Source organism: Amycolatopsis sp. MEPSY49 (assembly GCF_051337345.1).
In the GTDB taxonomy this organism is placed as follows: Bacteria; Actinomycetota; Actinomycetes; order Mycobacteriales; family Pseudonocardiaceae; genus Amycolatopsis.
In genome coordinates, this window is sequence record NZ_JBDLYJ010000003.1 from 513,476 (window position 1) to 539,658 (window position 26,183).

Annotated in this window: 14 protein-coding genes and 1 tRNA gene; 14 read left to right on the forward strand and 1 reads right to left on the reverse strand. The window is 71.8% G+C overall.

The features are described 5' to 3' along the window. Positions 1-28 precede the first annotated feature (28 nt). The 6 genes from ABFJ78_RS17020 (at position 29) to ABFJ78_RS17045 (ending at position 5,007) form a co-directional block, all read left to right on the forward strand. Positions 29-107 (forward strand) — tRNA-Trp (locus tag ABFJ78_RS17020). 48 nt (positions 108-155) lie between these two features. Further along, positions 156-1,025, forward strand: a complete 870-nt coding sequence (locus ABFJ78_RS17025) for an alpha/beta fold hydrolase (protein ID WP_436387313.1) — start codon at positions 156-158, stop codon at positions 1,023-1,025. 20 nt (positions 1,026-1,045) lie between these two features. Next, positions 1,046-1,912 (forward strand): VOC family protein, encoded by an 867-nt coding sequence (locus tag ABFJ78_RS17030; RefSeq protein ID WP_436387314.1) that lies wholly within the window; start codon positions 1,046-1,048, stop codon positions 1,910-1,912. Continuing rightward, entirely contained in the window at positions 1,909-3,273 is a 1,365-nt protein-coding gene (locus ABFJ78_RS17035) for a M20 family metallopeptidase (RefSeq protein ID WP_436387315.1), read from the forward strand. The genes ABFJ78_RS17030 and ABFJ78_RS17035 overlap by 4 nt, the downstream gene beginning before the upstream one ends. Further along, on the forward strand, positions 3,270-4,427 hold the full coding sequence (locus ABFJ78_RS17040; RefSeq protein WP_436387316.1) for a Rieske 2Fe-2S domain-containing protein: 1,158 nt from the start codon (positions 3,270-3,272) through the stop codon (positions 4,425-4,427). The genes ABFJ78_RS17035 and ABFJ78_RS17040 overlap by 4 nt, the downstream gene beginning before the upstream one ends. Then, complete coding sequence (locus ABFJ78_RS17045) at positions 4,420-5,007, forward strand: UbiX family flavin prenyltransferase (RefSeq protein WP_436387317.1); 588 nt, start codon at positions 4,420-4,422, stop codon at positions 5,005-5,007. The genes ABFJ78_RS17040 and ABFJ78_RS17045 overlap by 8 nt, the downstream gene beginning before the upstream one ends. Positions 5,008-5,127: 120 nt before the next feature. On the opposite strand, the gene ABFJ78_RS17050 is transcribed toward ABFJ78_RS17045, so the two are convergent. Further along, positions 5,128-6,540: a UbiD family decarboxylase gene (locus ABFJ78_RS17050; RefSeq protein ID WP_436387318.1), complete on the reverse strand. Its 1,413-nt coding sequence runs from the start codon at positions 6,538-6,540 to the stop codon at positions 5,128-5,130. 190 nt (positions 6,541-6,730) lie between these two features. Here ABFJ78_RS17050 and aceA point away from each other — a divergent pair, with 190 nt between their 5' ends. The 8 genes from aceA (at position 6,731) to ABFJ78_RS17090 (ending at position 26,182) form a co-directional block, all read left to right on the forward strand. Further along, the gene (gene aceA, locus ABFJ78_RS17055) at positions 6,731-8,026 is read left to right on the forward strand and encodes an isocitrate lyase (protein ID WP_436387319.1); all 1,296 of its coding nucleotides are present in this window, start codon (positions 6,731-6,733) and stop codon (positions 8,024-8,026) included. Between the two features lie 109 nt (positions 8,027-8,135). After that, positions 8,136-8,756, forward strand: a complete 621-nt coding sequence (locus tag ABFJ78_RS17060) for a hypothetical protein (RefSeq protein ID WP_372666802.1) — start codon at positions 8,136-8,138, stop codon at positions 8,754-8,756. Between the two features lie 44 nt (positions 8,757-8,800). Further along, a complete protein-coding gene (locus ABFJ78_RS17065) occupies positions 8,801-9,073 on the forward strand; it encodes an acyl carrier protein (protein ID WP_436387320.1) in 273 nt (90 codons plus the stop codon). Positions 9,074-9,103: 30 nt separating this feature from the next. Next, the gene (locus tag ABFJ78_RS17070) at positions 9,104-10,453 is read left to right on the forward strand and encodes an NAD(P)/FAD-dependent oxidoreductase (RefSeq protein ID WP_436387321.1); all 1,350 of its coding nucleotides are present in this window, start codon (positions 9,104-9,106) and stop codon (positions 10,451-10,453) included. Positions 10,454-10,544: 91 nt separating this feature from the next. Continuing rightward, positions 10,545-11,951: a cation:proton antiporter domain-containing protein gene (locus ABFJ78_RS17075; protein ID WP_436387322.1), complete on the forward strand. Its 1,407-nt coding sequence runs from the start codon at positions 10,545-10,547 to the stop codon at positions 11,949-11,951. Between the two features lie 9 nt (positions 11,952-11,960). Beyond that, positions 11,961-13,157 carry a macrolide family glycosyltransferase gene (locus ABFJ78_RS17080; protein WP_436387323.1) on the forward strand — a complete coding sequence of 399 codons (1,197 nt, stop codon included), beginning with the start codon at positions 11,961-11,963 and terminating at the stop codon, positions 13,155-13,157. Next, positions 13,154-14,353, forward strand: coding sequence for a cytochrome P450 (locus ABFJ78_RS17085; protein ID WP_436387324.1), 1,200 nt, complete (start codon positions 13,154-13,156; stop codon positions 14,351-14,353). The genes ABFJ78_RS17080 and ABFJ78_RS17085 overlap by 4 nt, the downstream gene beginning before the upstream one ends. 120 nt (positions 14,354-14,473) lie before the next feature. Then, positions 14,474-26,182 (forward strand): type I polyketide synthase, encoded by an 11,709-nt coding sequence (locus ABFJ78_RS17090; RefSeq protein WP_436387325.1) that lies wholly within the window; start codon positions 14,474-14,476, stop codon positions 26,180-26,182. Position 26,183: the final 1 nt, after the last annotated feature.

Consider the following 26,183-nt stretch of genomic DNA (forward strand, 5'->3'; position numbering starts at 1 on the left):
TGATCTCGCACCGGGAAACCGGTCGCGAAGGGGTGTAGCTCTCAACTGGCCAGAGCAGCGGTTTCCAACACCGACGGTTGCAGGTTCGAGTCCTGCCGCCCCTGCCACGAAACACCGGTTCCGGCCGGGCCCGCCGAACCGTTGGGAGTACCGAGGTGACCATCTGGACCGAGCTGCTGGGCAGCCAGACCCACCTCCTCGGCGAGAAGTACCGGACCCGCGTCGTCGAAGCCGGTGACGGCGAGCCGCTCGTGCTGCTGCACGGCGTCGGCGGGCACGCCGAGGCCTACGCGCGCAACGTGACCCGGCTCGGCGAGCACTACCGCGCGATGGCGATCGACCTGCTCTGGCACGGCTTCTCCGCCAAGCCGGAGTTCACCCACGACGCCGTCGGCACGTACGTCGACCAGGTGCTCGACCTGCTGGACTCCCAGGGCATCGAACGCGCGCACCTCGAAGGCGAGTCGCTCGGCGGCTGGGTCGCGTTGACGCTGGCCCTGGAGCACCCCGACCGCGTCGGGAAACTGGTGCTCAACACCACCGCCGGCATCAAGTGGAATCCGGGCTCGGTCGACGAACGGCCCGCCGAAGGGCGCGAGGCCCTGCGCGCCCGGTCGCTGGCCGCGATCGAAAACCCGACCCCGGAGACCATCCGCACCAGGCTGGAGTGGCTGATGGCCACCCCGGACCGCGTCACCGACGAGCTGGTCGAGGTCCGCCGCCGGATCTACGCCGACCCGGCCACGAACATCGCGCTGCGCACGGTGTTCGAGAACTCCTTCGGGTTCGGGTCCGGGCCGAACCGGCGGATCTCCGAAGACCGGCTCGCCACGGTGAGCGTGCCGACGCTCGTGCTGTGGTCGGACCACAACCCCGGCAGCGGGCCCGACGTGGGCCGCCGGATCGCGAAACTGATCCCGGGTGCCGCCTTCCACTGCGTCGCCGACGCCGCGCACTGGCCGCAGTGGGAGCAGCCGGACGAACACGACCGCGTGGTGCTCGGGTTCCTGGGCGGCACGGCGTGACCAGCAGGAGGACGGACCCCATGCGCATCCGCAGTCTCGCCTACGCCGGACTGTCCACTCAGGACCTGCCGGCGTGGGGGACGTTCGCCTCGGACGTCCTCGGCCTGCCCGGCCAGTGGGTCGACGACGGGCGCCTGCTGCTGCGCATGGACGAGCGGGTCTACCGCTTCGACGTCCGCCACGGCGACGCCGAAGGCCTGTCCTGGCTGGGCTGGGAGGTGGCGAGCGCCGCCGACCTGGCCGCCCTCGAACACGAGCTGGCCGCGGCCGGTGTCGCGGTGACCCGGGCGACGGCGGCGGAGTGCGCCGACCGGCGCGTCGCGGGAATGCTGTGGCTCGAGGACCCGGCCGGGCTGCGGCACGAGCTCTTTTACGGCCAGGAAGCCGACTTCCGGCCGCTGCGCCTGACGCGCGCCCTCGACGGCTACCGGACCGGCGAGCACGGCATGGGGCACGCCGTCGTCGGCGTCACCAACTACGCCGAGACGCTGGCGTTCCTGGTGGACACGCTGGGCTTCGGCGTCAGCGACACGTTCAAGGGCTTCATCGCGTTCCTGCACTGCAACCCGCGGCACCACTCGATCGCGCTGGTCGAGACCGACGAGCCCGGCCTGCGCCACATCATGCTGGAGACGACGACGCTCGACGACGTCGGCTCGACCATCGACGTCGCCTTCCAACGCCGGATCGTCACGCGCACGCTGGGCCGGCACAGCAACGACCGCGCCGTCTCGTTCTACCTCGAGACGCCGTCGGGCTGGGAGATCGAGTACGGCTGGGACGGTCTCGACGTGGACACCGAAGGGTGGTCGACGCGGCAGCTGGCCGGGCCGACCAGCCTGTGGGGTCACCACCACGTGACCGGCACCGAGATCAAGACGTCATGACCCCGGACGCCATCGACCCGGACATCACGAAGCTGTCCGGCTGGCAGCGGGAGTGGGTCAAGGCCGCCCGCGCCGAGGTCGACGAGGACGAGCTGGCGCTGCTGTGCCAGGCGGCCACCGACATCCCCAGTCCGACCGGGTGCGAGCGGGAGCTGGCCGAGTACTTCCGTGACGTGATGACGTCGGCCGGGCTCGACAGCCGGCTGCAGTCCATCGACGAGCGCCAGGCCAACCTCGTCACCCGGGTCGGCACCGGCCGCGCGGGCGCGCAGCTGCTCCTGCTCGCGCCGCTCGACACCGCGTTCGCGCCGGGGCGGGAGGACGCGCCGTGGCTCGGCGAGCGGCCTCGCGAAGACTTCACGCTGCCCGCGCAACGGTTCGGCGACAAGGTCGTCGGGCTCGGCGCGGAGAACCCGAAGGCGTTCGCCAGCTGCGCGCTGGCCGCCGCGCTCGCCGTGCACCGCTGCGGCGTACCCCTGGACGGGCAGCTGGTGGTCGCGCTGGTCGGCGGCAGCATGCCGGTGCTGGGCAGCGAGCTGTCCTCGCGGCGCAACTCGGGCATGAACGTCGGCACCCAGTTCCTGGTGGACCACGGCCAGTGCTCCGCCGACCTCGCCATCGTGCTCAAGCCGGGCTACTCGGTGGTGCACGAGGAGGTCGGGTTCGCGATCTTCCGCGTCGTCGTGCGCGGGTCGGTCGGCTACACCGGCAGCCGGCACAAAGGGCACTACACCAACGCGATCCTCGCCGCCGCCCGGATGATCGGGCGGCTGGAGGACTGGTTCGCCGAGTACACCGCGCGCAACTCGTCGGGGCAGGTGGCGCCGCAGGGCGCGATCACCGCGATCCGGGCCGGCGACGGCACCAAGCCGGCGTTCAACCCGGCGACCTGCGAGTTCTGGGTCGACCTGCGGGTCAACCCGCGCACCGCGGTGAACGACGTCGCCGGGCAGTTCGAGGCGATCGTCGCGGAGCTGCGCGCGGCCGAGCCCGCCGTCGGCGTCGAGGTCGAGCTGGTGGCGGGCCAAGCGGGCTCGGCCACCCCCGCGGACAGCCCGGTCGTCACCCGGCTGATCCGGGCCTGGGAGGACGTCGAAGGGCGGCCGCACGTGCCGGGCAAGCCGGGCAGCGGCCTGTCCGACGGCGGGGTGCTGCGCCGGCACGGCATCCCGACCGCGCGGATCGGCCTGCCGCCGCCAGAGGTGCCGAGCCCGTTCGAAGGGTTCTCCATGGGCGTCGCGGACCTGCCCGCCATGCGCCGGCTGGTCGACCTGCTCATCGGCGTCGTCGTGGACGTGACCACCCGGCAGCGGGCCGAACTGCGTGAACTCCCTGCGAGCAGTCGAGGAGAAGACCGATGACCGACACTGTCGGCGACGAGCAGGCCCCACCGGCGCGGCGACAGGCGACCGTCGGCGGCCCCGGCCGCCGCGACTGGTCGACCTGGCCGCGCTACGAGAAGGCGGCGCTCGGCTTCCGCGAGTACTGGTACCCGGTGGCGTGGTCGCGCAAGATCGGCCGCAAGCCGCGCGCGGTGCGGGTGCTCGGCGAGAAGATCATGCTGATCCGCGACGGCGGCGCGGTCCGCGCACTGCACGACCGCTGCCCGCACCGCGGGGTCCCGCTGAGCCACGAGATGTCGTCGCAGGAGTTCCCGGGCACGTGGAGCTGCTGCTACCACGGCTGGACGTTCGACCTGGAGACCGGCGTGCTGGTCGCGGCGATCACCGACGGCCCGGAATCGCCGATCTGCGGCAAGGTCACCGTGCGGACGTACCCGGTCGAGGAGGCGCGCGGCCTGGTCTGGCTGTGGCTGGGCGACGGCCCGGCGCGTCCGCTCGCCGACGACGTCCCGGAGGAGCTGCTGGACCCGGCCGCCCTGGTGGTCGGCCGCATCACCGTCCGCGAGGGCAACTGGCGCTTCGGTGCCGAGAACGGTTTCGACGACGGCCACGCGAAATGGCTGCACCGCAACGCGTTGTGGACCAAGCGCGTGAAGATGCCGGTGTGGAGCGAGATGAAGGTCATCCGCGACGGGCCGTGGATCACCCGGCGCAAGGACAAGATGCACTACAGCGCTTCGTTCCCCGGCCTCGGCGACTTCCCGAAGAAGAAGTGGTACCGCCGGCGCGAGGGCAACAAGACGAAGGTGTCGCTGCGGCTGCCGGGCACGCTGCGGGTGAAGTACGAGGAGTGGTCGCACTTCGAGTGGTGGGTCGCCGCGACGGCGGAGGACCACACGTACGTCCAGCTCGCCGTGATGAACCAGGGAAAGTGGCGCAACCGCCGGTTCTGGCTCTACTACTGGACGTGGGCGCGCTGGGTGTTCCACGGCATGTTCAACGACGAGGACCGGCTGATGGTGGAGGTCACCGACGCCCCACCGGAGCGGCTGTACCGCCCCGACGTCTCGCTGACCGAGTGGCGGCGGATGGTCGAGGAGGAGGCGCGGCGGAGCCCCGTCGAGGTCGTGAAGGAGCAGCAGGCGGAACGGAGGCGGGCGAAGCATGACTGAGCCGTTCCGGCTGGTGCTCGGGATGTCCGGCTCCAGCGGCGCGATCTACGGCATCCGGCTGCTGGAGATCCTGAAGGGCATGCCGGAGGTCGAAACGCATCTGGTGGTCACGCCGGCGGCCCGTCAGACCATTTCTTTCGAGACCGACTGGACGCCTTCGTCGGTCGCCTCTCTGGCCGATTTCACGTACCGGCCCGGTGACATCGCGGCACCGATCTCCAGCGGGTCGTTCCCGATCGACGCGATGATCGTGCTGCCGTGCTCGGTGCGTTCGCTCGGAGCTATTGCCTGGTCGCAGAACGACAGTCTGTTGGTGCGCGCGGCCGACGTGACGTTGAAGGAGCGGCGGAAGCTTGTTGTCGCCTTGCGGGAGACGCCGTTGCACCTGGGGCACCTGCGGGCGATGACGCAGGTGACCGAGATGGGCGGGATCCTCGCGCCGCTGATGCCGGCGTTCTACGGACGTCCGAAGACGTTGGGCGACTTGGTGGACCACCAGGTCGGGCGGCTCTGCGACCTGCTGGGCATCAAGCCGCCGGACGAGCTGGTCGAACGCTGGCACGGCCCTGCCGCACACTAGTCGGCTCGCATGACGTGAATGACTCATTCATGTCGTCAGACGACATGAATGAGTCATTCACGTCATTACGGTTTGGTGGAAGGTCACCCGCACCGGCGTCATCGACGGTGCGGGCGACCTTCAGTCCAGATAGGACGCCGGTACGTCCTCCAGCAGCGCGCGATGATCCACCCGCGCCACCACTTCCGGCGGCACCCGGCACGACGGCGGGAACACCGCCGGCGGCACGGGTTTCGTGCAGTCGAAGATCAGTTTCGTCTCCATCGGGCCCTTCTCCTCCCGGTTGTGCCCGTAGGTCACCGGGTTGAGCTGGCCGCCGAGGAAGCCGGGCATGATCGTCAGGTCGCGGTCGGCCTGGAACCGCGTCGCCAGGCACCACAGCGTCTCGACCTCGTTGAACACGTCGACGTCGTCGTCCACGACGAACACGTGCTTCAGCAGCGGATCGACCGCCAATGCCGCGCAGGCCGCCAGCTTCGGCTCGCCCTCGACGCGCTTGCTCATCGACAGGTACAGGTGCGAGCGCGCCATGCCCGACAGCGGGAGGTGCACGCCGGTCACCGTCGGCACCGCCTCCTTGACCCGGCGGTGGATGCTGCCCATCCGGGGGAGGCCGCCGAGCATGCTGTGCTCGGTGTGGGCGTTGAAGACGTCCACGAAGATCGGCTTGCGGCGCATGGTGATCGCGGTGATCTTCACGTACGGCTGCGGGCCGGTCCGGGTGTAGAACCGCGGGTACTCGCCGAACGGGCCCTCGACGGCCGTCGCGTCGGGGTCGGTGTCGATCACGCCCTCGATGACGATCTCCGCGCGGGCCGGCACCTCGAGGTCGACCGTCTTGCAGGGCACCATTTCCAGGGGTTCGCCGAGCAGGCCGCCGACGACGTCGAGCTCGCCGCCGATGCCCTCCAGTTTGGACACCGCGCCCATCAGCAGCGCCGGGTGGTGGCCGATGACGAGCGCCACCTCCATCGGCTTCTTCTGCTCCCGCAGCTTCCGCAGCACGTAAGCAGTGTGGTGCGCCGGGTTCACCTGGATGCCGACCTGGTCGCGGCCCTGCGCCTGGTGGCGGAAGATGCCCGCGTTGATCTTGCCGCTGTCGGGGTCGCGGCAGATGGTCACCGCCGAGGTGATGTACTTGCCCGCGTCCAGTTCCTGGTGCTTGAGCAGCGGCAGCAGGCCGACGTCGATGTCGTCGCCGGTGAGCACGACCTCCTGCACCGGCGCGGTGTCCACCGTGACCGGTTTGATCCCCGAACCCTCGCGCCGGGCGTACTCCGGCACCATGGAGTGGACGTCCGCGCCGATGCTGCGCGCGAGCCGCTCGTAGGTGCCGTGCAGGTTGATGAGCAACGGAATCTCGGAGCCGCCCACGTTCTCGAACAGCACGGCCGGGAACCCCGGGTAGGCCGGGTCGTCCTCCATGCGGTCGACGACGGCGGTGACCTCGAACTCGGGGTCGACGTGCTTGCGCACCACCTTGACCTGGTCCGGGTCCAGCTCGGCCAGGAACGTCCGCAGATCCTTTGCCATCAAACGCCTTCCGTTCGCGAGGTGGCTCGTGAACCGAGTATCCGCCCCGGTCACGGCGACGAGCGGGCGCGCACGGCAAGAACTAGGGGAATGCTTCGTCCTGGCTCCGGGGTGGCGCTCGGCGGGGGTCGCGCGGTGCTAAATGGTCTCGTCCACGAAGCCGCGCGTCGTCGTACGTCAGGAGAACGACATGACCGTAACCGCAGCGCCGCCCCGCGAAGCCGCGGCGGCCGACCTGGCCCGGTCCTGGGCCGAGGACCCACGGTGGCGCGGAGTCCGCCGGGACTACTCCGCCGAGGACGTCCTGCGGCTGCGCGGCAGCGTGACCGAAGAGCACACGCTGGCCCGGCTGGGCGCGCAGCGGCTGTGGAGCCTGCTGCAGACCAAGGACTACGTCCACGCGCTGGGCGCGCTGACCGGCAACCAGGCCGTGCAGCAGGTGCGCGCCGGCCTCAAGGCCATCTACCTCTCCGGCTGGCAGGTCGCCGCCGACGCGAACCTGTCCGGCCACACCTACCCGGACCAGAGCCTGTACCCGGCCAACTCGGTCCCGCAGGTCGTGCGCCGGATCAACAACGCGCTGCTGCGCGCCGACCAGATCAGCTGGGCCGAGGACGAAAAGGACGCCCCGCACTGGCTGGCGCCGATCGTCGCGGACGCCGAGGCGGGCTTCGGCGGCGTGCTCAACGCGTTCGAGCTGATGAAGGGCATGATCGCCGGCGGCGCCGCCGGCGTGCACTGGGAAGACCAGCTGGCCGCGGAGAAGAAGTGCGGTCACCTCGGCGGCAAGGTGCTCATCCCGACCAGCCAGCACGTCCGCACGCTGCAGGCCGCGCGCTTGGCCGCCGACGTCTGCGACGTCCCGAGCCTCGTCATCGCCCGCACGGACGCCCAGGCCGCGAACCTCATCACCAGCGACGTCGACGACCGGGACAAGCCGTTCCTGACCGGCGAGCGCACGCCCGAGGGCTACCACCGCGTCCGTGGCGGCATCGAGCCGTGCGTCGCCCGTGGCCTGGCTTACGCGCCGTACGCGGATCTACTGTGGATGGAAACGTCCAAACCGGACCTCGAGGTCGCCCGCCGGTTCGCCGAGGCGATCAAGGCGGAGTACCCGGACCAGCTGCTGGCGTACAACTGCTCGCCGTCGTTCAACTGGAAGCAGCACCTCGACGACGCGACCATCGCGAAGTTCCAGCGCGAGCTGGGGCACATGGGCTACAAGTTCCAGTTCATCACGCTCGCCGGCTTCCACGCGCTGAACCATTCGATGTTCGCGCTGGCGCGGGACTACGCCGAAGAAGGCATGACCGCTTACGTCGAGCTGCAGGAGCGCGAATTCGCGGCCGAAGCGGCCGGCTACACGGCGACGCGCCACCAGCGTGAAGTGGGCACCGGCTACTTCGACCTGGTGAGCACGGTCGTGAACCCGTCGAGCAACACCGTCGCGCTGATGGACTCCACCGAAAAGTCCCAGTTCTACTGAGCATTTCCCCAGTCGGCTCCGTGATAGAACCAATCGACGCCACATCCAGCCACGCGATAAATGGAATTCAGGACGGTCGCTCATGCGCATGCCCGAGAACCTCGAAGACATGGTTTACGGAGTCTATGGGACCACTGAAATCGCCGTGAAGCCCTGCCCGTTCACGCAGGCCGAGATCGACGAGCTCGAGACCACCAACGAGATGCTCATCTACGTGCCCCAGGAGATCTCCGAGGCGCAGATGATCGAGACCGGGAAGCTCAACACCAACTTCCGCTGGGAAGTCGAGCAGAACATGATCAAGAGCCCGATGACCGACGAGTCGCACTGGCTCGTCTGCTCGGCCTCGCCGATCCCGGAAATGCTCGGCCAGAGCACCCAGGCGATTTCCCGCGTCTACGACGAAGAGGGTCTCGACGGCATGGACTTCCGCCGTTACCTCGCCTTCGTGCTCACCTACCGCCACCTGACCAACGAATACCCGGACTACCGCCAGTGGTGCCTGCTCGTCGGCGGGCACTACGACCGCAGCGGCATTTCGCTGGTCGGCTTCGACAAGTTCGGCAACTTCGGGCACCACGGCTGGATGAAGAACTTCAAGGCCAAGATGTCCGGCGGCCGTTACGTCGCCTTCGCCCCGCGCAAGCACATCAACGCCGAGACCGTGCTGCTGGAGCGCCCGCGCCGCGGCTCGCGCAACAAGGCCACGCACGACGCGGGCACCGACTGATCCGCCCGCGAACCTGGACCTGTGCCGTCACTGGAGGAAGAACCATGGCAGACGACGAGCGCGTGGACATCACGCGGAAGCTCGTTGAGTTCGTCGAGAAGCACCTGCTGGACGGGAAGGACGTGGGCGAGCTGACCACGACCACGCCGTTGCTGGACTGGGGCCTGCTGAACTCGATCGAAACCACCCGGCTGGTCGCCTACATCCGCGAGGAGTTCTCCGTGCGCGTTCCGCCCACGGAGATGGTGGCCCGCCACTTCAAGGACATCGAAAGCATCACCGACCTGGTGACGTCGCTGCGTGCGCCGGTCGCCTGACCCCTTTCCCGACCCAGAAACGGAGAACCCGTGTCCTACGACTACGACGTCGGCATCATCGGCGGCGGCCCGGCCGGCTCCACGGCGGCTTCCTACCTGGCCAAGGCCGGCCTCTCGGTGGCCGTCTTCGAGGGTGAGACGTTCCCCCGCGAGCACGTCGGCGAGTCCCTCGTCCCCGCGGTCATCCCGGTGATGCACGACATCGGCGTCATCGGCAAGGTCGAGGCCGCCGGGTTCCCCCGCAAGTACGGGGCCGCGTGGACCTCCTCCGACACCCGCCCGACCAGCACGCTGGACTTCGACGCCGGTTCGCACGGCCTCGGCGTGGCGGAGATCGCCTACGAGGAGCGCGACCAGGACGGCGTCGACCGCGTCTACGCCTGGCACGTCGACCGCGGCCAGTTCGACTCGCTGCTGCTCAAGCACGCCGAGGAGCTCGGCGCCAAGGTCTACCAGGGGGTCCGGGTCAACCGGGTCGACTTCACCGACCGCGACCGGCCGGTGCTGCAGGCCAAGATCGGCGAGCAGCAGCTCGAGGTCGCCGTCCGCTGCGTGCTCGACGCGTCCGGCCGGCAGACCCTGCTGGGCCAGCAGCTCAAGGTCAAGGTGCCGGACAAGGTCTTCAACCAGTACGCGGTGCACACGTGGTTCGAGGGCCTGGACCGCGCGTCGCTGGCGCGCCGGCCCGAGGACGCCGACTACATCCACGTGCACTTCCTGCCGCAGGAGAACACCTGGGTCTGGCAGATCCCGATCACCGAGACCATCACCTCGATCGGCGTCGTCACCCAGAAGGAGAAGTTCAAGGAGCACAAGGACGACCTCGAGGGCTTCTTCTGGAACTCCGTCGGCACCCGGCCGGAGATGCTGGACGCGCTGAAGCAGGCGCAGCGCGTGCGGAAGTTCAAGACCGAGGGCGACTACAGCTACGGCATGAAGCAGATCGCCGGCGACTCGCTGGTGCTCATCGGCGACGCCGCCCGGTTCGTCGACCCGATCTTCTCCAGCGGCGTGAGCGTCGCGATGAACAGCGCGCGCCTGGCGGCCAAGGACGTCATCGCCGCGCACCAGGCCGGCGACTTCCGCCGCGAGCGGTTCGACAACTACGTGAACACGCTCCGCAAGGGCGTCAACATCTGGTACGACTTCATCTCGATGTACTACCGGCTGAACGTGCTGTTCACCGCGTTCATCGACGACGACCGCTACCGCAAGGACGTCATCCAGATGCTCCAGGGCGACGTCTACGACGCCGAGGAGCCGGCGGCGCTGACCGCGATGAAGGAGTACGTCGCCGCCGTCGAGGCCGACCCCACGCACCTGTGGCACGGTCACCTCGGCAGCCTGAAGGCCTCTTCTTCGGCACTGGCGCTGTTCTAGTCACCCCCCGGTCGTGAGTGGGAAACAGTGTTCCGACACTGTTTCCCACTCACGACCTCTTTGTCCGGCAGCGTGATCGGAGAGGCCAGTCATGTCATCGCTCGACGAGCGCACCACCGGCACCGCCGAGCCGGCGACTCCGGCGGGCCGCCGCCGGACCTGGGTCTCCTACCTGGCCATGGTGGTCGTCCCGGTCGTGGTCGCGTTCTTCCTGCTGCGCTCCAGCCCGGACGGCGGCGCCACGGCGACCGGGCACACCGGCGGCTTACCCGACCCGGTGGCCAAGCTGCTGTTCGCCCTGCCGGTGATCTTCCTGGCCTGCCGGCTGCTTTCGGCGGTCGCGCGGAAGCTGGCACAGCCGACGGTGATCGGCGAGATCTTCGCCGGCATCCTGCTCGGGCCGTCGTTCCTCGGTTGGGTGTGGCCGGCCGCCTACCACTGGATCTTCCCCGACTACCTGGCCTCGACGATCAACACGCTCGCCCAGATCGGCCTGGTCATCTTCATGTTCCTGGTCGGCTACGAGCTCGACGTCGAACTGGTCCGCCGCCGCAGCAAGGCCGCGGTGCTGGTGAGCCACGTCAGCGTCGCGATCCCGTTCCTGTCCGGGGTGCTGCTCGCGTTCGCGCTGCACCCCTCGCTCGGCGCCGGCGTCGACCGGCTGCCGTTCTCGCTGTTCCTCGCGATCTCGATGAGCATCACGGCGTTTCCCGTGCTGGCGAGGATCATCACCGATCGCGGGATGACGAAGCTGCCGATCGCCGCGCTGGCCCTGAGCTGCGCCGCCGTCGACGACATCACGGCGTGGTGCCTGCTCGCGCTCGTCGTCGCCATCGCCAGTGCCGGTTCCCTGGCCGCCACCGGCCTGACCGTCGGGCTCACGATCGCGTTCTTCGCGCTGATGCTGTTCGTCGTGCGGCCACTGCTGCGCCGGCTGTTCGCCCCGACCGAGCACGGCCAGAAGGCCTTGCCCACCACAGCGGTGGTGTCCGTGCTGCTGGCCGGGTTGCTGCTGTCGGCGCTGGCGACGAACGCCATCGGCATCCACCCGATCTTCGGCGCGTTCCTCTTCGGCGCGGTGACACCGCGCGGGTCGCTGCCGATCCGCCAGGCCACCGAGCAGATGCACGCGCTGACGGTGACCCTGCTGCTGCCGCTGTTCTTCGTCTACACCGGACTCCGCACGAAGTTCGACCTGATCGGTGCCGACCCGGCGTTGTGGCTGTGGTGCGCGCTGATCGTCGTCGTGGCGATGCTGGGGAAGTGGGGCGGGAGCCTGGCCGCCGCGCGGCTGTCGGGCATCGGCAGGCGGGACGCGTGGTCGCTGGGCGCGCTGATGAACTGCCGGGGGCTGACCGAGCTGGCGGTGCTGAACATCGGGCTCGACCTCAAGGTGATCAGCCCGACGATGTTCGCGATGCTCGTGGTCATGACCCTGGTGACCACGGTGGCCACCTCGCCCGCGCTTTCGCTGATCGAGCGGTACAAGCGGCGCTAGGAGCCGGCCATGCCCGACATCACGTTCCTGCCCTACCCGGCCTACGGGCACATGACGCCGGCGTTGCCGGTGGTCGCCGAGCTCGTCCGCCGCGGCCACCGGGTCACCTGCTTCACCTCGGCGGAGTTCGCGGACCGGGTCGCCGCGACCGGTGCCCGCGCCGCGGACTACGGCTGCGACCTGTCCACCGCGCAGCCGGACATCACCGACGCCGACGAGGCCGCCCGCGCGCCGCTCGACCTGCTCGAACAGAGCATGGCCGTACTGCCCGCCGTGGAACGACTGTCCACACCGGACTTGCTCGTCTACGACACGACGTTGTGGGCGCCCGGCCGGCTGCTGGCCCGGAAGGCGAACCTGCCCACCGTGCAGCTGTCGGCGACGGCTGCGTCCAACGAGCACTTCTCGCTGACCAAGGAAAACCAGGCCTTCGGCGAGGCCGTCGACCCGGCACACCCGGCGATCACCCGGTTCGTCACGCGGCTCGGCGAGCACCTGGCCGAGCACGGCCTCGGGTCGCTGACGCTGGAGGAGTTCTTCACCGGCGGCGACGAGTTCACGCTGGTGTTCCTGCCCCGGGCGTTCCAGCCGGCCGGGCAGAGTTTCGACGAGCGGTTCGCCTTCGTCGGACCCTCGGTCGGCGGGCCCGCCGGTACGTGGACGCCGCCCGCCGACGGCCGGCCGGTCGTGCTGATCACCCTGGGCACGACCGTCAACGACCGCCCGGAGTTCTTCCGCACCTGCGCCGAGGCGTTCGCGGGCCTGCCGTGGCGGGTGGTGCTCACGTTGGGGAAGCGGGTGGACCCGGCCACGCTGGGGCCACTACCGTCCAATGTGGAGGCCCATCGCTGGGTCGCGCACCCCGACGTCCTGCCGCACTGCTCGGTGTTCCTCTGCCAGGGCGGGATGGGCAGCCTGATGGAGGCGCTGTACTTCGGCGTGCCGGTGATCGCCGTGCCGCACCACCCGGAGCAGCACATCAACGCGAGGCAGATCCGGCGGCTCGGCCTCGGCGCCTCCCTGGACAAGGAAACGGTGACCGCCGCGGGCATCCGGGACGCGGTGCTCGCCGTCGACCGCGACGACGCCGTGCGCCGGCGCGTCGACCTGATGCGGCGCGAGGTGCACGCCGCGGGCGGGGCGGTCCGCGCCGCAGCCGAAATCGAGGCGCGCCTCGCGCCGCTGGCCGGAGGGAGCCGGAAGTGACCGAGCCGTTTTCGCTGCCCGTCAAGCGCAGCTGCCCGTTCGACCCGCCTGACGAGTACCGGGCGCGGCCGGCGATCAGCCCGCTCGCGTTCGAGGCCAGTCCCGGGCCGGCCACGGGCTGGCTGGTGACCAAGCTGTCCGACGTCCGCGCGGTGCTGTCGGACGCCCGGTTCAGCCACCGCAACGACCTCGTCGCGCTCGCCGTGCCGCCGCCGTTCCCGATGGACACCTACGAGCCGGAACCGGCCGCGCCCGGGGCGTTCCCGAAGATGGACGGCGCCGGCCACGCGCGCTACCGGAAGCTGGTCGCGAAGTACTTCACCGTGCGGCGGACCCGTGAACTGGTCCCGGCCGCCGAACGGATCGCCGGTGGGCTGCTCGACGCGATGGCCGCGCGCGGAACGGAAGCCGAGCTGGTCACCGCGTACGCCGAGCCGCTGGCCACCCGGCTCATGTGCGAGCTGGTCGGCGTCCCGGAGGCCGACCGCGAAGAGCTGTTGCACCACCTGAACGTCGTGGCCCGCATGCGGTACACCCTCGAAGAGCTGATCGCGGCGATCACCGTCGTCGGCGGTACTCTCGAGCGGCTCGTCGACGCGGCCTTCGACGACCCGGGCGACGACCTGCTCGGCGAGCTGGCGAGCACCGGCGACCTCGACCGGCCGGAGCTGGTCAACCTCGCGTGGGCGCTCGTCGGCGGTGGCTTCGACACCACGACGAACATGCTGGCACTGGGCACTTTCGCGCTGTTCGAGCACCGTGCGCAGCTGACGCGCGTGCAAGCCGAGCCGGAGCTGTGGCCCAACGCCGTGGAGGAGCTGCTGCGCTACCTGACGGTCTCGCACCTGGGCGCGAGCCGGGCGGCGCTGGCGGACGTCGAACTGGGGGAGCACGTGATCCGCGAAGGCGAGACGGTGGTCGTCGCGCTGCCGGCGGCCAACCGCGACCCCGAGCGCTTCCCGGACCCCGACCGGCTCGACGTCGGCCGCGTGACCCAGGGCCACGTCGCGTTCGGTCACGGCGTGCACCAGTGCATCGGCCAGCACCTGGCCCGGTTCACCATGCAGGTGGGTTTCCGGGCGCTGTTCGAGCGCTTCCCGAGCCTTCGGCTCGCCGTGCCGGCGGGCCAGGTTCCGCTGCGCGACGACATGCTCCACTACGGAGTTCACGCCCTTCCCGTCACCTGGGCGCGCTGAGTCCTTTAGGCACCGCACTAGACCTCACCTGTCCGTCGTGGACAGCGTTGCCGCGCCCGTGTTGCCGTGGACGTCGAGCAGCCGTCACAGGAAGGAAGCCGCCCGCCGATGGAGCGTGAGATGACGGGTTTTGCGAGTACTCCGGGCGAGCCGGTCGCCGTGGTCGGGCTGTCCTGCCGCCTGCCGGGCGCGGACGGTCCCGAAGCGTTCTGGCGGCTGCTGAGCGACGGCCGCAGCGCGATCACCGAGGTCCCCGCCGACCGGTGGGACGCCGGGGCGACCGGGGTCCGGCACGGCGGGTTCCTCGACGCGGTCGACCGCTTCGACGCCGCGTTCTTCGGCATCTCGCCGCGCGAGGCCGCCGCGATGGACCCGCAGCAGCGGCTGGTTCTGGAACTGGCGTGGGAAGCCCTGGAGCACGCGGGGATCGTGCCGGCGAGCCTCGGCGGGAGCGCCGCGGGCGTGTTCGTCGGCGCGATGTGGGACGACTACGCCGCGCTCGTGCACGCGAGCGACCCCGACGGGATCAGCCACCACACCATCACGGGTGTCCACCGCAGCCTGCTCGGCAACCGCGTCTCCCACTTCCTCGGCGCGCACGGCCCGAGCTTCACCATCGACTCCGGACAGTCGTCTTCGCTCGTCGCCGTCCACCTGGCGGTGCAGAGCCTGCGCCGCGGCGAGTGCCCGGTCGCGCTCGCGGGCGGCGTCAACCTGATCTTCGCGCCGGACAACGCCGTCACCACGGCTCGCTTCGGCGGGCTTTCGCCGGACGGGCAGTGCTTCACGTTCGACGCCCGCGCCAACGGGTTCGTGCGCGGCGAGGGCGGCGGGCTCGTCGTCCTCAAGACGCTGTCACGGGCCCAGGCCGACGGCGACGAGATCCTCTGCGTCATCCGCGGGACCGCGGTGAACAACGACGGCGCCGGCGACGGCCTGACCGTCCCGGACGCCGGCGCCCAGGCCGCCGCCGTCCGGAGTGCCCACGCCGACGCCGGGATCGAGCCGGCCGACGTGGGGTACGTCGAGCTTCACGGCACGGGCACGAAGGTCGGCGACCCGATCGAAGCGGCCGCGCTGGGCCAGGTCTTCGCCGCCGGGCGCACCGAGCCGCTGCCGGTCGGGTCGGTCAAGACGAACATCGGCCACCTGGAGGGCGCGGCGGGAATCGCCGGGCTGCTCAAGGCCGTCCTCGCGGTCCGGCACGCCACGCTGCCCGCGAGCCTCAACTTCACGACGCCGAACCCGGCGATCCCCCTGGACGAACTGAAGTTGCGGGTGATCGCCGAGCCGACGGGCTGGGCCGGGCGCCGGATCGCCGGAGTCAGCTCGTTCGGGATGGGCGGGACCAACGCCCACGTCGTCCTCGAAGCGGCCGACCCCGTCGCACGCCGTGCGGTGACGGACGCCGCGGCACCCTGGCTGCTCTCGGCTCGCACCGCCCCGGCGCTCCGAGCGCAAGCCACGCGGCTGCTGTCGCATGTGGACGACCACCCGGAACTGTCCGCTGTGGACATCGGCTGGACGCTGGCGAACCGCCGCACGGCGTTCGAGCACCGCGCGGTCGTCGACAGCCGGGACGGGCTGCGCGCATTGGCGGACGGACTGGGCGTCACCCAAGGCGTCACGGCCACGAGCGACGACCGCGTGGTCTTCGTGTTTCCCGGCCAGGGCGGGCAGTGGGCCGGGATGGCCGCCGAACTGCTCGACGCGTCGCCGGTGTTCGCCGCACGGGTGGCCGAGTGCGCCGCCGCGCTGGCGCCGCACCTCGACTGGGACGTCGTCGACGTCCTGCGCCACGGGACGCCCTCGCTCGAGCGCACCGACGTGCTGCAGCCGGTGTTCTGGTCGGTCGCGGTGTCCCTGGCCGCCGAGTGGCGAGCACGCGGGGTCGAGCCCGCGGCCGTGCTCGGCCACAGCCAGGGCGAGCTGGCGGCCGCCGTCGTCGCGGACGCGCTGTCGCTGGAAGACGCGGCGCGGATCGTCGCGCTGCGGGCGAGGCTGCTGGCCGACCGGATGGCCGGCCACGGCGGCATGCTGTCGGTCGACATCGCGGTCGCGGAAGTGACCGAGCTGCTCACGGCGTACCCCGGCCGGCTGTCGATCGGCGCGGTCAACGGCCCCGCGACCACGGCGGTGTCCGGCGACCTCGACGCGCTCGACGAACTGCAGGCCGAGCTGACTGCCCGCGAGGTGCGCACCCGCCGGATCGCGATCGCCTACGCCTCCCACTCCGCGCAGGCCGAGCCGTTGAAGGACGAGCTGCTGCGGTTGATCGCCGGAATCCGGCCGCGGGCCTCGGCGATCCCGTTCTACTCGTCGACCGCGGGCGGCCGGCTCGACACCGAACGGCTCGACGCGGACCACTGGTTCGCGAACCTGCGCCAGCCGGTGCTGTTCGACTCGGCGGTGCGCGCGGCGCTGGACGCGGGAATCGGCGTGTTCGCCGAAGTCAGCCCCCACCCGGTCCTGGTCGGCGGCATCCTGGCGACGGCGGCCGACCACGACCGCCCGGCCGCCGCGGTCGGCACGCTCCGCCGCGGCGAAGGCGGCCCGGCCCGGTTCGCGAAGTCGGTCGCCGAGCTCTGGACCCGCGGCGGCGCCGTCGACTGGACGTTCCCCGGCGGTCACCGCGTCGACCTGCCGACGTACGCCTTCCAGCGCGAGCGCTTCTGGCTCGACGGCGCCGAGACCACCGGAGCCACCGGAACTGTCGGTACCCCCCGATACACTGGAGATCGGGGGGCGGAGGCCCACCCAAAGCCAGGCTCACAGCCGTCCCAAGACCTCCTCGAGACCGTCCGCGCCCACACCGCGCTGGTCCTCGGCCACCCCGGCCCGGCCGCGATCGACCCCACGGCGTCGTTCAAGGACCTCGGCTTCGACTCGATCATCGGCGTCGAGCTGTGCGAGCGCCTGTCCACCGCGACCGGCCGGAAGATCCCGGCCACTTCGGTGTTCGACCACCCGACCCCCGCCCGCCTCGCCGCGATGCTGGCCGGGACCACCGACGCCGACCAGGCTCAGCCGACCCGCGCCGACGAGCCGATCGCCATCGTCGCCATGAGCTGCCGCTACCCGGGTGGCGTGCGCTCGGCCGACGACCTGTGGGACCTCGTCGCCGCGGGCCGGGACGTCATCGGCGGCCTCCCCACCGACCGCGGCTGGGACCTCGACGCGCTCTACGACCCCGATCCCGGCCACCAGGGCACGTCCTACGCCCGCCACGGCGGCTTCCTCACCGACGTCGCCGGCTTCGACGCGGACTTCTTCGGCATCTCGCCCCGCGAAGCCCTGGCCATGGACCCGCAGCAACGGCTGCTGCTGGAGACCGCCTGGGAGGCGTTCGAGCACGCGGGCATCGACCCGGCGTCCCTGAAGGGCAGCCGCACCGGCGTCTACATCGGCGCGACGAACTCCGAGTACGGCCCGCGCCTGTCCGAAGGCGGCGAAGGCGGGCATCTGCTCACCGGAACCACCGGCAGCGTCGCGTCCGGCCGGCTCGCCTACGTCCTCGGACTGGAAGGCCCGGCGCTGACCGTCGACACCGCGTGCTCGTCTTCGCTGGTCGCGCTGCACCTCGCCGTGCGCGCGCTGCTGGCGGGGGAGTGCACCCTCGCGTTGGCCGGCGGCGCGGCCGTGCTGGCCAGCCCCGGGATGCTCGTCGAGTTCAGCCGCCAGCGCGGCCTGTCGGCCGACGGCCGCTGCCGGGCCTTCTCGGCCGACGCCGACGGCACGGGCTGGGCCGAGGGCGCCGGTGTCGTCGTCGTGGAACGGCTCTCCGACGCGCGCCGCCACGGCCACCCGGTACTCGCCGTCGTGCGCGGCACGGCGGTCAACTCCGACGGCGCGTCCAACGGCCTGACCGCCCCCAACGGCCCGTCCCAGCAGCGCGTGATCCGTGCCGCGCTCGCCGACGCCGGCCTGGCACCGTCCGAAGTGGACGTCGTCGAGGCGCACGGCACCGGCACCCCGCTGGGCGACCCGATCGAAGCCCAAGCGCTCATCGCCACCTACGGCCAGGACCGCGAACGGCCGCTGCTGCTCGGCTCGCTGAAGTCGAACGTCGGGCACACCCAGGCCGCCGCGGGCATCGGCGGCGTGATCAAGATGGTCCAGGCCCTGCGCCACGGCGTCGTCCCGCGAACCCTGCACGCCGCCGAACCCAGCCCCCGGATCGACTGGTCCGCGGGCGCCGTGACCTTGGCCGTGACGGAGCAGCCGTGGCCGGAAACCGGCGCGCCCCGCCGGGCCGGGATTTCCTCGTTCGGCATCAGCGGAACCAACGCGCACGTCATCGTCGAGCAGGTCCCCGAACCCGCCCCGGCTCCCCCTGCTGAGGACGTAGTGGGCGTGTGGGTGCTGTCCGGACGCTCCGAGAGCGCGCTGGCCGACCGGGCATCGGCGTTGACCGGCACCGAGCACGGCGTGGCCGAGGTCGGCTGGTCCCTCGCGACGACGCGGACCGCCTTCGAGCACCGGGCCGCGGTGGTCGGCGAACGCGCCGAGCTGCTGACCGGTTTGCACGAGATCGCCGCGGGGACTCCGGGCGCGTCCGTGGTCACCGGCGTCACCGGTCCCGCCGGCCGCACGGTCTTCGTGTTCCCGGGCCAGGGTGCGCAGTGGGCCGGCATGGCCGCCGGGCTGCTGGCCGAGTCACCGGTCTTCGCCGAAAGGTTCGCCGAGTGCGAGGCGGCCCTGGAGTCCTTTATGGACTGCTCCCTGCGTGACGGGGACCTGGACCGGGTCGACGTGGTGCAGCCGCTGTCGTGGGCGGTGATGGTGTCGCTGGCGGCGCTCTGGCAGTCCTACGGCGTCACGCCGGACGCGGTCGTCGGCCACTCCCAGGGCGAGATCGCCGCGGCCGTGGTCGCGGGTGGACTGTCGCTTGAGGACGGAGCCCGGGTGGTCGCCCTGCGCAGCAAGGCGATCGCGGCCGGACTGGCCGGCCGGGGCGGCATGGCGTCGATCGCGGCCGACGCCGAGCGCGTCGAAGCCCTGCTGGACGACCGGATCTCGATCGCCGCGTTCAACAGCCCGTCGTCGACCGTCGTGGCCGGCGAGCCCGCCGCGCTGGCGGAACTGGTCGCCCGCTGCGAAGGCGAGGGCCTGCGCGTCCGGCTGATCCCCGTGGACTACGCGTCGCACTCGGCGCACGTCGAAGCGATCGAAGCCGAGCTGCGCGAGGTCCTCGCTCCGGTCCGGCCGCGGACCGGCGAAATCCCGTTCTACTCGACCGTCACCGCCGAGCCCGTCGACACCGCGACCCTCGACGCCGGGTACTGGTACCGCAACCTGCGCCGGCCGGTGCTGTTCCACGAGACCGCCGACGTGCTCGCCGAGCGCGGGCACCGGTTCTTCGTCGAGGTCAGCCCGCACCCGGTGCTCGGCGGCGGGCTCCAGGAGACCCTCGACGCGGCCGTGGTCGGAACGCTGCGCCGGAACGAGGGCGGTCTCCACCGGTTCCTGCTGTCGGCCGCCCAGCTGTGGGCGCACGGCCATGACGTCGACTGGTCGCCCCTCCACCCGCACCGGCGTACGGTGAGCCTGCCCACCTATCCGTTCCAGCGGCAGCGTTTCTGGCTCGATCCGGCGACCAAACCCACCGACGACACCGGGTTCTGGACCGCGCTCGAGGAGGACGCGTTCGGCCTCCGCGAAGACACGCCGTGGCGCGACGCGCGGCTCGCATTGACCCACTGGCGGCAGCAAGCCGATGTGGACAGCCGGCGCCACCGCATCGCCTGGCGTCCGCTGCCCGAGCCGGCTGCCGCACCGCTGACCGGCACCTGGCTCGTCGTCACGCCCACTCCGGGCGCTCTCGACGGACTCGGCCCCGACCTCGTCGAGGTGCTCGACACCGGTGACCGCGCGACCCTCGCCGAACGGCTGGCCGGCCTGACTCCCGACGGCGTGCTCGCCCTGCCCGCGCCCGACGACGACCCGATCGGGGCGGTCACCCGCGCGACCGTCCTGGTCCAGGCCCTCGGCGACGCCGGCATCGACGCACCCCTGTGGTGCCTGACCAGCGGCGCGGTCGCCCCGCTCGACACCGACCCGGCGCCGAAACCCGACCAGGCCGCGGTCTGGGGCTTCGGCCGCGTCGCCGCGCTGGAGCACTCCGGCCGCTGGGGCGGGCTCGTCGACCTGCCCGAGACGTGGGACGTGGAAACCTTCACGCGCCTGTCCGCCGTACTGGCCGGCGAGGAGGACCAGGTCGCGATCCGGCCGTCCGGCGTGTTCGTCCGCCGCCTGGTCCCGGCCGTCCTGCGCAAGGCGCCGGAACGGACCTGGGAAACCCGGGGCACGGCGCTGGTCACCGGTGGCACCGGCGCGCTGGGCCGCCACCTCGCCCGGTGGCTGGTCGCCCGCGGTGCCGAGCACGTCGTCCTGACCGGCCGCCGCGGCGCCGACGCCCCCGGCGTGGCCGAACTGCAAGCGGAGCTGGGGACCCGGCTGAGCGTCGTGGCCTGCGACGTCGCCGACGCGCACGCCGTCCGCGAACTCGTCGACGGCGTCGAAGATCTCAGGACGGTCGTCCACGCGGCGGGTGTCGGGACGCTCGCCGCGATCGCGGACACCGACCCCGACGCGATCGCCGACGTCCTGCGGGCCAAGGTGCTCGGCGCCCGGCACCTCGACGACCTGCTCGGCGACCGCGAGCTGGACGCGTTCGTGCTGTTCTCCTCGATCTCCGGGGTCTGGGGCGTGGCCGACCACGCCGCCTACGCCGCGTCCAACGCCTACCTCGACGCCCTCGCCGAACGCCGCCGCGTGCTCGGCCGGACCGCGCTGTCGGTGGCCTGGGGCCCGTGGGCCGGCGGCGGCATGATCGCCGAAAGCCTGCACGACGTCCTCGCCCGCCGCGGTGTTCCCGTCATCCAGCCCGAGCCCGCCCTCGCGGGCCTCGGCCAGGCGCTCGACCACGACGAGACGTTCGTCGCGCTGGCGGAGATCGACTGGCCGGTGTTCGCCGAGGTCTTCACCGCCGTTCGCCCGAGCCCGCTGCTCGCCGAGCGGCCCGGGGCGCAAGCCGGCGAAGAGCCTGCGGCCGCGTCCGGCTGGCTCGCGGCCCACTCCGGTCCGGAGCGCGAGAAGCTGGTGTCCACTGTGGTCCGGCAGCAGGTCGCGGCCGCGCTCGGGCACGCGAGCCCGGAGGCCGTCGACGTCCGGCGCGCGTTCAAGGACCTCGGTTTCGACTCGCTCACCGCCGTCGAGCTGCGCAACCGGCTGAACGCGGTGACCGGCCTGAAGCTGCCGAGCACGTTGGTGTTCGACCACCCGACGGTCGCGAAGCTGACCGAATTCCTGCTGGCCGAGGCGACTCCGGAGTCCGAAGTGGACGACGTGCCGGCCGTCGAGGACGACCCGATCGCCATCGTCGCGATGGGTTGCCGCTTCCCCGGCGGCGTCACCTCGCCCGAGGAGCTGTGGACGCTGCTGACCGACGGCGTCGACGCGATCTCCGGCCTGCCCGCCGACCGCGGCTGGGACCTCGGCTCGCTCTACGACGCCGACGCCGACGCGAACCGGCCGGGCACCACCTATGTCCGCCACGGCGGGTTCCTCGACGGCGCCACCGGGTTCGACCCGGCGTTCTTCGGGATCTCGCCCCGGGAAGCCCTGGCCATGGACCCGCAGCAGCGGCTGCTCCTGGAAGTCTGCTGGGAGGTGTTCGAACGCGCGGGCATCGACCCGGCCACGCTGGCCGGCACCCCGGCCGGCGTGTTCGTCGGCCTGACCGACCAGGCCTACGGCTCGGGCGGCGGCTCCGAAGGTGAGGACTACCTGGTCACCGGCGCGGTCTCCAGCGTCGCCTCCGGCCGGATCGCCTACGTCCTCGGCCTCGAAGGCCCGGCCGTCACGGTCGACACGGCGTGCTCGTCGTCGCTGGTCGCCCTGCACCTCGCGGCGCAGTCGCTGCGCGCGGGCGAGTGCTCGATGGCGCTGGCCGGCGCGTCGATGGTGATGTCGACGCCGAGCCAGTTCCTCGGCTTCAGCCGTCAGCGCGGGCTCGCGCCCGACGGCCGCTGCAAGCCGTTCGCCGCGTCCGCCGACGGGTTCTCCCTCGCCGAGGGCGTCGGTGTCCTGCTGGTGGAGCGGCTGTCCGACGCGCGCCGCCACGGGCACCCGGTGCTCGCGGTGCTGCGCGGGTCGGCGATCAACTCCGACGGCGCGTCGAACGGCCTGACCGCCCCGAACGGCGGGTCCCAGCAGCGCGTGATCCGCGCCGCCCTGGCCAGTGCGGGCCTGCGACCGTCCGAAGTGGACGTCGTGGAGGCACACGGCACCGGCACCCCGCTGGGCGACCCGATCGAGGCGCAGGCACTGATCGCCGCGTACGGACCGGACCGCGAACGGCCGTTGCTGGTGGGGTCGCTGAAGTCGAACCTGGGGCACACGCAGACCGCGTCCGGGGTCGCCGGCGTGATCAAGGTGGTCGAGGCGATGCGCCACGGCGTGCTGCCGCGGACGCTGCACCTCGACGAGCCGACCGCGGAGGTGGACTGGTCGGCCGGGGTGGTCGAGCTGACGGCCGAGGACCGGGCGTGGCCGGAGACCGGGGCACCGCGCCGCGCGGGCGTGTCGGCGTTCGGCATCAGCGGCACCAACGCGCACGTGCTCCTCGAACAGGCACCCGAAGAGTCTCTGGTGGACGCACTGCCGGACACAGTGGGGACGTGGGTGCTGTCCGCCCGTTCCGAGGCCGCTGTCCGCGAGCAGGCGGCGGCACTGGCGGAGACCGAGCACGGCGTGGCGGAGGTCGGCTGGTCGCTCGTGAGCACGCGGTCGGCGTTCGAGTACCGGGCCGCGGTCGTCGGCGACCGGGACGAGCTCCTGGCCGGGCTGCGCGAGCTGGCGGCCGGGAGCCCGGTGACCACCGCGACCGCGGGGGAGACCGTGTTCGTCTTCCCCGGTCAGGGCGCGCAGTGGGCGGGCATGGCGACCGGCCTGCTCGACGAGTCGCCCGTGTTCGCCGAGCGGATCGCCGAGTGCGCGGCCGCGTTGGCGCCGTACGTGGACTGGTCGCTGACGGACGTCCTGGGTGACGCGGAAGCCCTGGAACGGGTCGACGTCGTGCAACCGGCGTCGTGGGCGGTGATGGTGTCGCTGGCGGCACTCTGGCAGTCCTACGGTGTCACGCCGGACGCGGTCGTCGGGCATTCCCAGGGCGAGATCGCCGCGGCCGTGGTCGCGGGTGGACTGTCGCTTGAGGACGGTGCCCGGGTGGTCGCCCTGCGCAGCAAGGCGATCGCGGCCGGCCTCGCCGGGCGCGGCGGGATGGCGTGGATCGCCGCCCCGGAAGCCGAGATCACCCCGCTGCTGGAGCCGTACGACGGGCGGATTTCCCTCGCCGCGGTGAACGGGCCGGGCTCCGTCGTCGTCTCCGGCGAAGCCGACGCCATCGAAGCACTGCTCGCCGAAGCCGGTGAACTGCGGGTCCGCCGCATCCCGGTGGACTACGCCTCCCACTCGGCCGCGGTCGAGGCGATCGAGGCCGAACTGCGCGAAGCCCTCGCGCCGGTCCGACCCCGACCGTCGGCGATCAGGTACATCTCCGGCGTCACCGGAACCCCGATCGACACGAGCACGCTGGACGCCGGGTACTGGTACCGCAACCTGCGTCAGCCCGTCCGGTTCCACGACGCCACGAAGACGCTCGTCGAAGCCGGCCACCGGTTCTTCGTCGAGGTCAGCCCGCACCCGGTGCTCGGCGCCGGCATCGAGGAAACCCTCGACGAGACCCCGGAGCCGGCCGCCGTCGTCGGCACCCTGCGCCGCAACGCGGGCGACCTCCGGCGGTTCCTGACCTCCCTCGCCCAGCTGTGGGCGCACGGCCACGACGTCGACTGGTCGGTCTTGTATCCGGTCAAGCGCACGGTCCCGTTGCCGACGTATCCGTTCCAGCGGCAGCGGTTCTGGCTCGAACCGCGGTCCGCGACGCCGGTCGTCCGGTCCGCTGTGGACGAGCTGCGCTACGACGTCCGGTGGAGCCCCCTGGCCACCCCGCGCGCCACCACGCTCGACGCGGGCTGGCTGGCCGTGGTGCCCGCCGGGTTGGACGTCCAGGACCTGCTCGGGCCGGACGTCCGCGTGCTCGAAGTGTCCACTGAGGACCGACCCGAGCTGGCGCTCGCGCTGGCCGCCGAAGCGCCGGCCATCGGGGTGGTTTCCCTGTTGGCGTTGAACGACGAGCCGCACGACGAGCACCCCGTGCTCACCGCCGGGCTCGCCGCCAACGTCCTGCTCACGCAGGCACTGGCCGACGCCGGGATCCCCGCCCCACTGTGGTTCGCGACTCGCGGTGCGGTCTCGGTCGACGCCACCGAGCCCTTGACCAGCCCGGCCCAGGCGATGGCCTGGGGCCTCGGCGGGATCCTCGCGCTCGACCAGCCCGACCGCTGGGGCGGTCTCGTCGACCTGCCCCCGACGACCGACGCCACGACCGCCGGCCGGCTCGCGGCCGTCCTCACCGGCCATGACGGCGAGGACCAGGTCGCGTTGCGGCCGTCGGGCCTGTTCGCCCGCCGGCTGGTCCGCGCGGCGGCGGCCCCGCCGGCCGGGACCCGCTGGCGCCCGCGCGGTACGGCGCTGGTCACCGGCGGCACGGGCGCGCTCGGCGGGCAGGTCGCCCGCTGGCTGGCCGCGAACGGCGTCGAGCACGTGGTGCTCGCGAGCCGCCAAGGCGAGCACGCGCCGGGAGCCGCCGAACTGACCGGCGAACTGTCCGCGCTCGGGGCCAAGGTGACCGTCGCGGCCTGCGACGTCTCGGACCGCGAGGCGCTGAGCGAGCTGCTCGCGGACCTGCCGCCGATCAACGCCGTCGTCCACACCGCGGGCGCGGTCGACGTCGAACGGCCGATCACCGCCGTCACCCTGGCCGACTTCGCACACTTGGCCGAAGCCAAGGTGCGCGGCGCGCAGCACCTCCACGAACTGTGCGGCGACGACGTGGACGCGTTCGTCCTGTTCTCCTCCGGCGCCGGTGTCTGGGGCAACGCGGGCCAGGCGGGCTACGCCGCCGCGAACGCCTTCCTCGACGCGCTGGCCCACCAGCGGCGGGATCGTGGCCTTCCCGCGACGTCCATCGCCTGGGGCGCCTGGGCGGGCGGCGGCATGGTGGACGAGAACGTCGGCGCCCAGCTGGAACGGCGTGGCGTTCCGATGATGCGCCCCGAGCTGGCCGTCACCGCGATCCAGCCGTCGGTCGACACCGGCGGTCCGGCGAGCGTCGTCGCCGACATCGACTGGGCGAAGTTCACGCCGCTCTACACCGCTTCACGGCAGCGCCCACTGCTGCGCGAGCTACCCGAAGCGCAGCAAGAGTCCCCTGTGGACAGTGGCGGCGAGCTGGCGCGGCGGCTGCAGGCGGCGTCGGAGAACGAACGCGAGCGCGTCGTGCTCGACCTGGTCCGCGGCGAGGCCGCGACGGTGCTCGGTTTCCGGGGCCGCGACGCCGTCCGGCCCACGCAGACGCTGAAGGAGCTCGGATTCGACTCGCTGACCGCGCTCGACCTGCGCAACCGGCTCAGCGCGGCGACCGGGCTGAAGCTGCCCGCCACGCTCGTCTTCGACTACCCGACACCCGACGCCGTCGCGAAGCTCGTGCTCGACGGGCTGTTCGGCGCGGACTCCGCGGCCGACGAGCTGGACCGGATCGAGGCCGAGCTCGCCGCCCTTCCCGCCGAGCTGGTGACCGCCCGGCTGCGGAAGCTGCTGTGGAAGTGGGACGACGCGGGCGACGACGGCGACGACGACCTCGAACTCGACACGGCGACCGACGACGAGATGTTCGCGGCGATCGACCGAGAACTCGGAATCTCTTGAC

What these genes read in the sequence shown, in the direction of transcription:
- ABFJ78_RS17030 (WP_436387314.1), top strand. Translation starts at nt 1,046, where the DNA reads ATGCGCATCCGCAGTCTCGCCTACGCCGGACTGTCCACTCAGGACCTG.
- ABFJ78_RS17035 (WP_436387315.1), top strand. Translation starts at nt 1,909, where the DNA reads ATGACCCCGGACGCCATCGACCCGGACATCACGAAGCTGTCCGGCTGG.
- ABFJ78_RS17040 (WP_436387316.1), top strand. Translation starts at nt 3,270, where the DNA reads ATGACCGACACTGTCGGCGACGAGCAGGCCCCACCGGCGCGGCGACAG.
- ABFJ78_RS17045 (WP_436387317.1), top strand. Translation starts at nt 4,420, where the DNA reads ATGACTGAGCCGTTCCGGCTGGTGCTCGGGATGTCCGGCTCCAGCGGC.
- ABFJ78_RS17050 (WP_436387318.1), bottom strand. Translation starts at nt 6,540, where the DNA reads ATGGCAAAGGATCTGCGGACGTTCCTGGCCGAGCTGGACCCGGACCAG.
- aceA (WP_436387319.1), top strand. Translation starts at nt 6,731, where the DNA reads ATGACCGTAACCGCAGCGCCGCCCCGCGAAGCCGCGGCGGCCGACCTG.
- ABFJ78_RS17060 (WP_372666802.1), top strand. Translation starts at nt 8,136, where the DNA reads ATGGTTTACGGAGTCTATGGGACCACTGAAATCGCCGTGAAGCCCTGC.
- ABFJ78_RS17065 (WP_436387320.1), top strand. Translation starts at nt 8,801, where the DNA reads ATGGCAGACGACGAGCGCGTGGACATCACGCGGAAGCTCGTTGAGTTC.
- ABFJ78_RS17075 (WP_436387322.1), top strand. Translation starts at nt 10,545, where the DNA reads ATGTCATCGCTCGACGAGCGCACCACCGGCACCGCCGAGCCGGCGACT.
- ABFJ78_RS17080 (WP_436387323.1), top strand. Translation starts at nt 11,961, where the DNA reads ATGCCCGACATCACGTTCCTGCCCTACCCGGCCTACGGGCACATGACG.
- ABFJ78_RS17090 (WP_436387325.1), top strand. Translation starts at nt 14,474, where the DNA reads ATGACGGGTTTTGCGAGTACTCCGGGCGAGCCGGTCGCCGTGGTCGGG.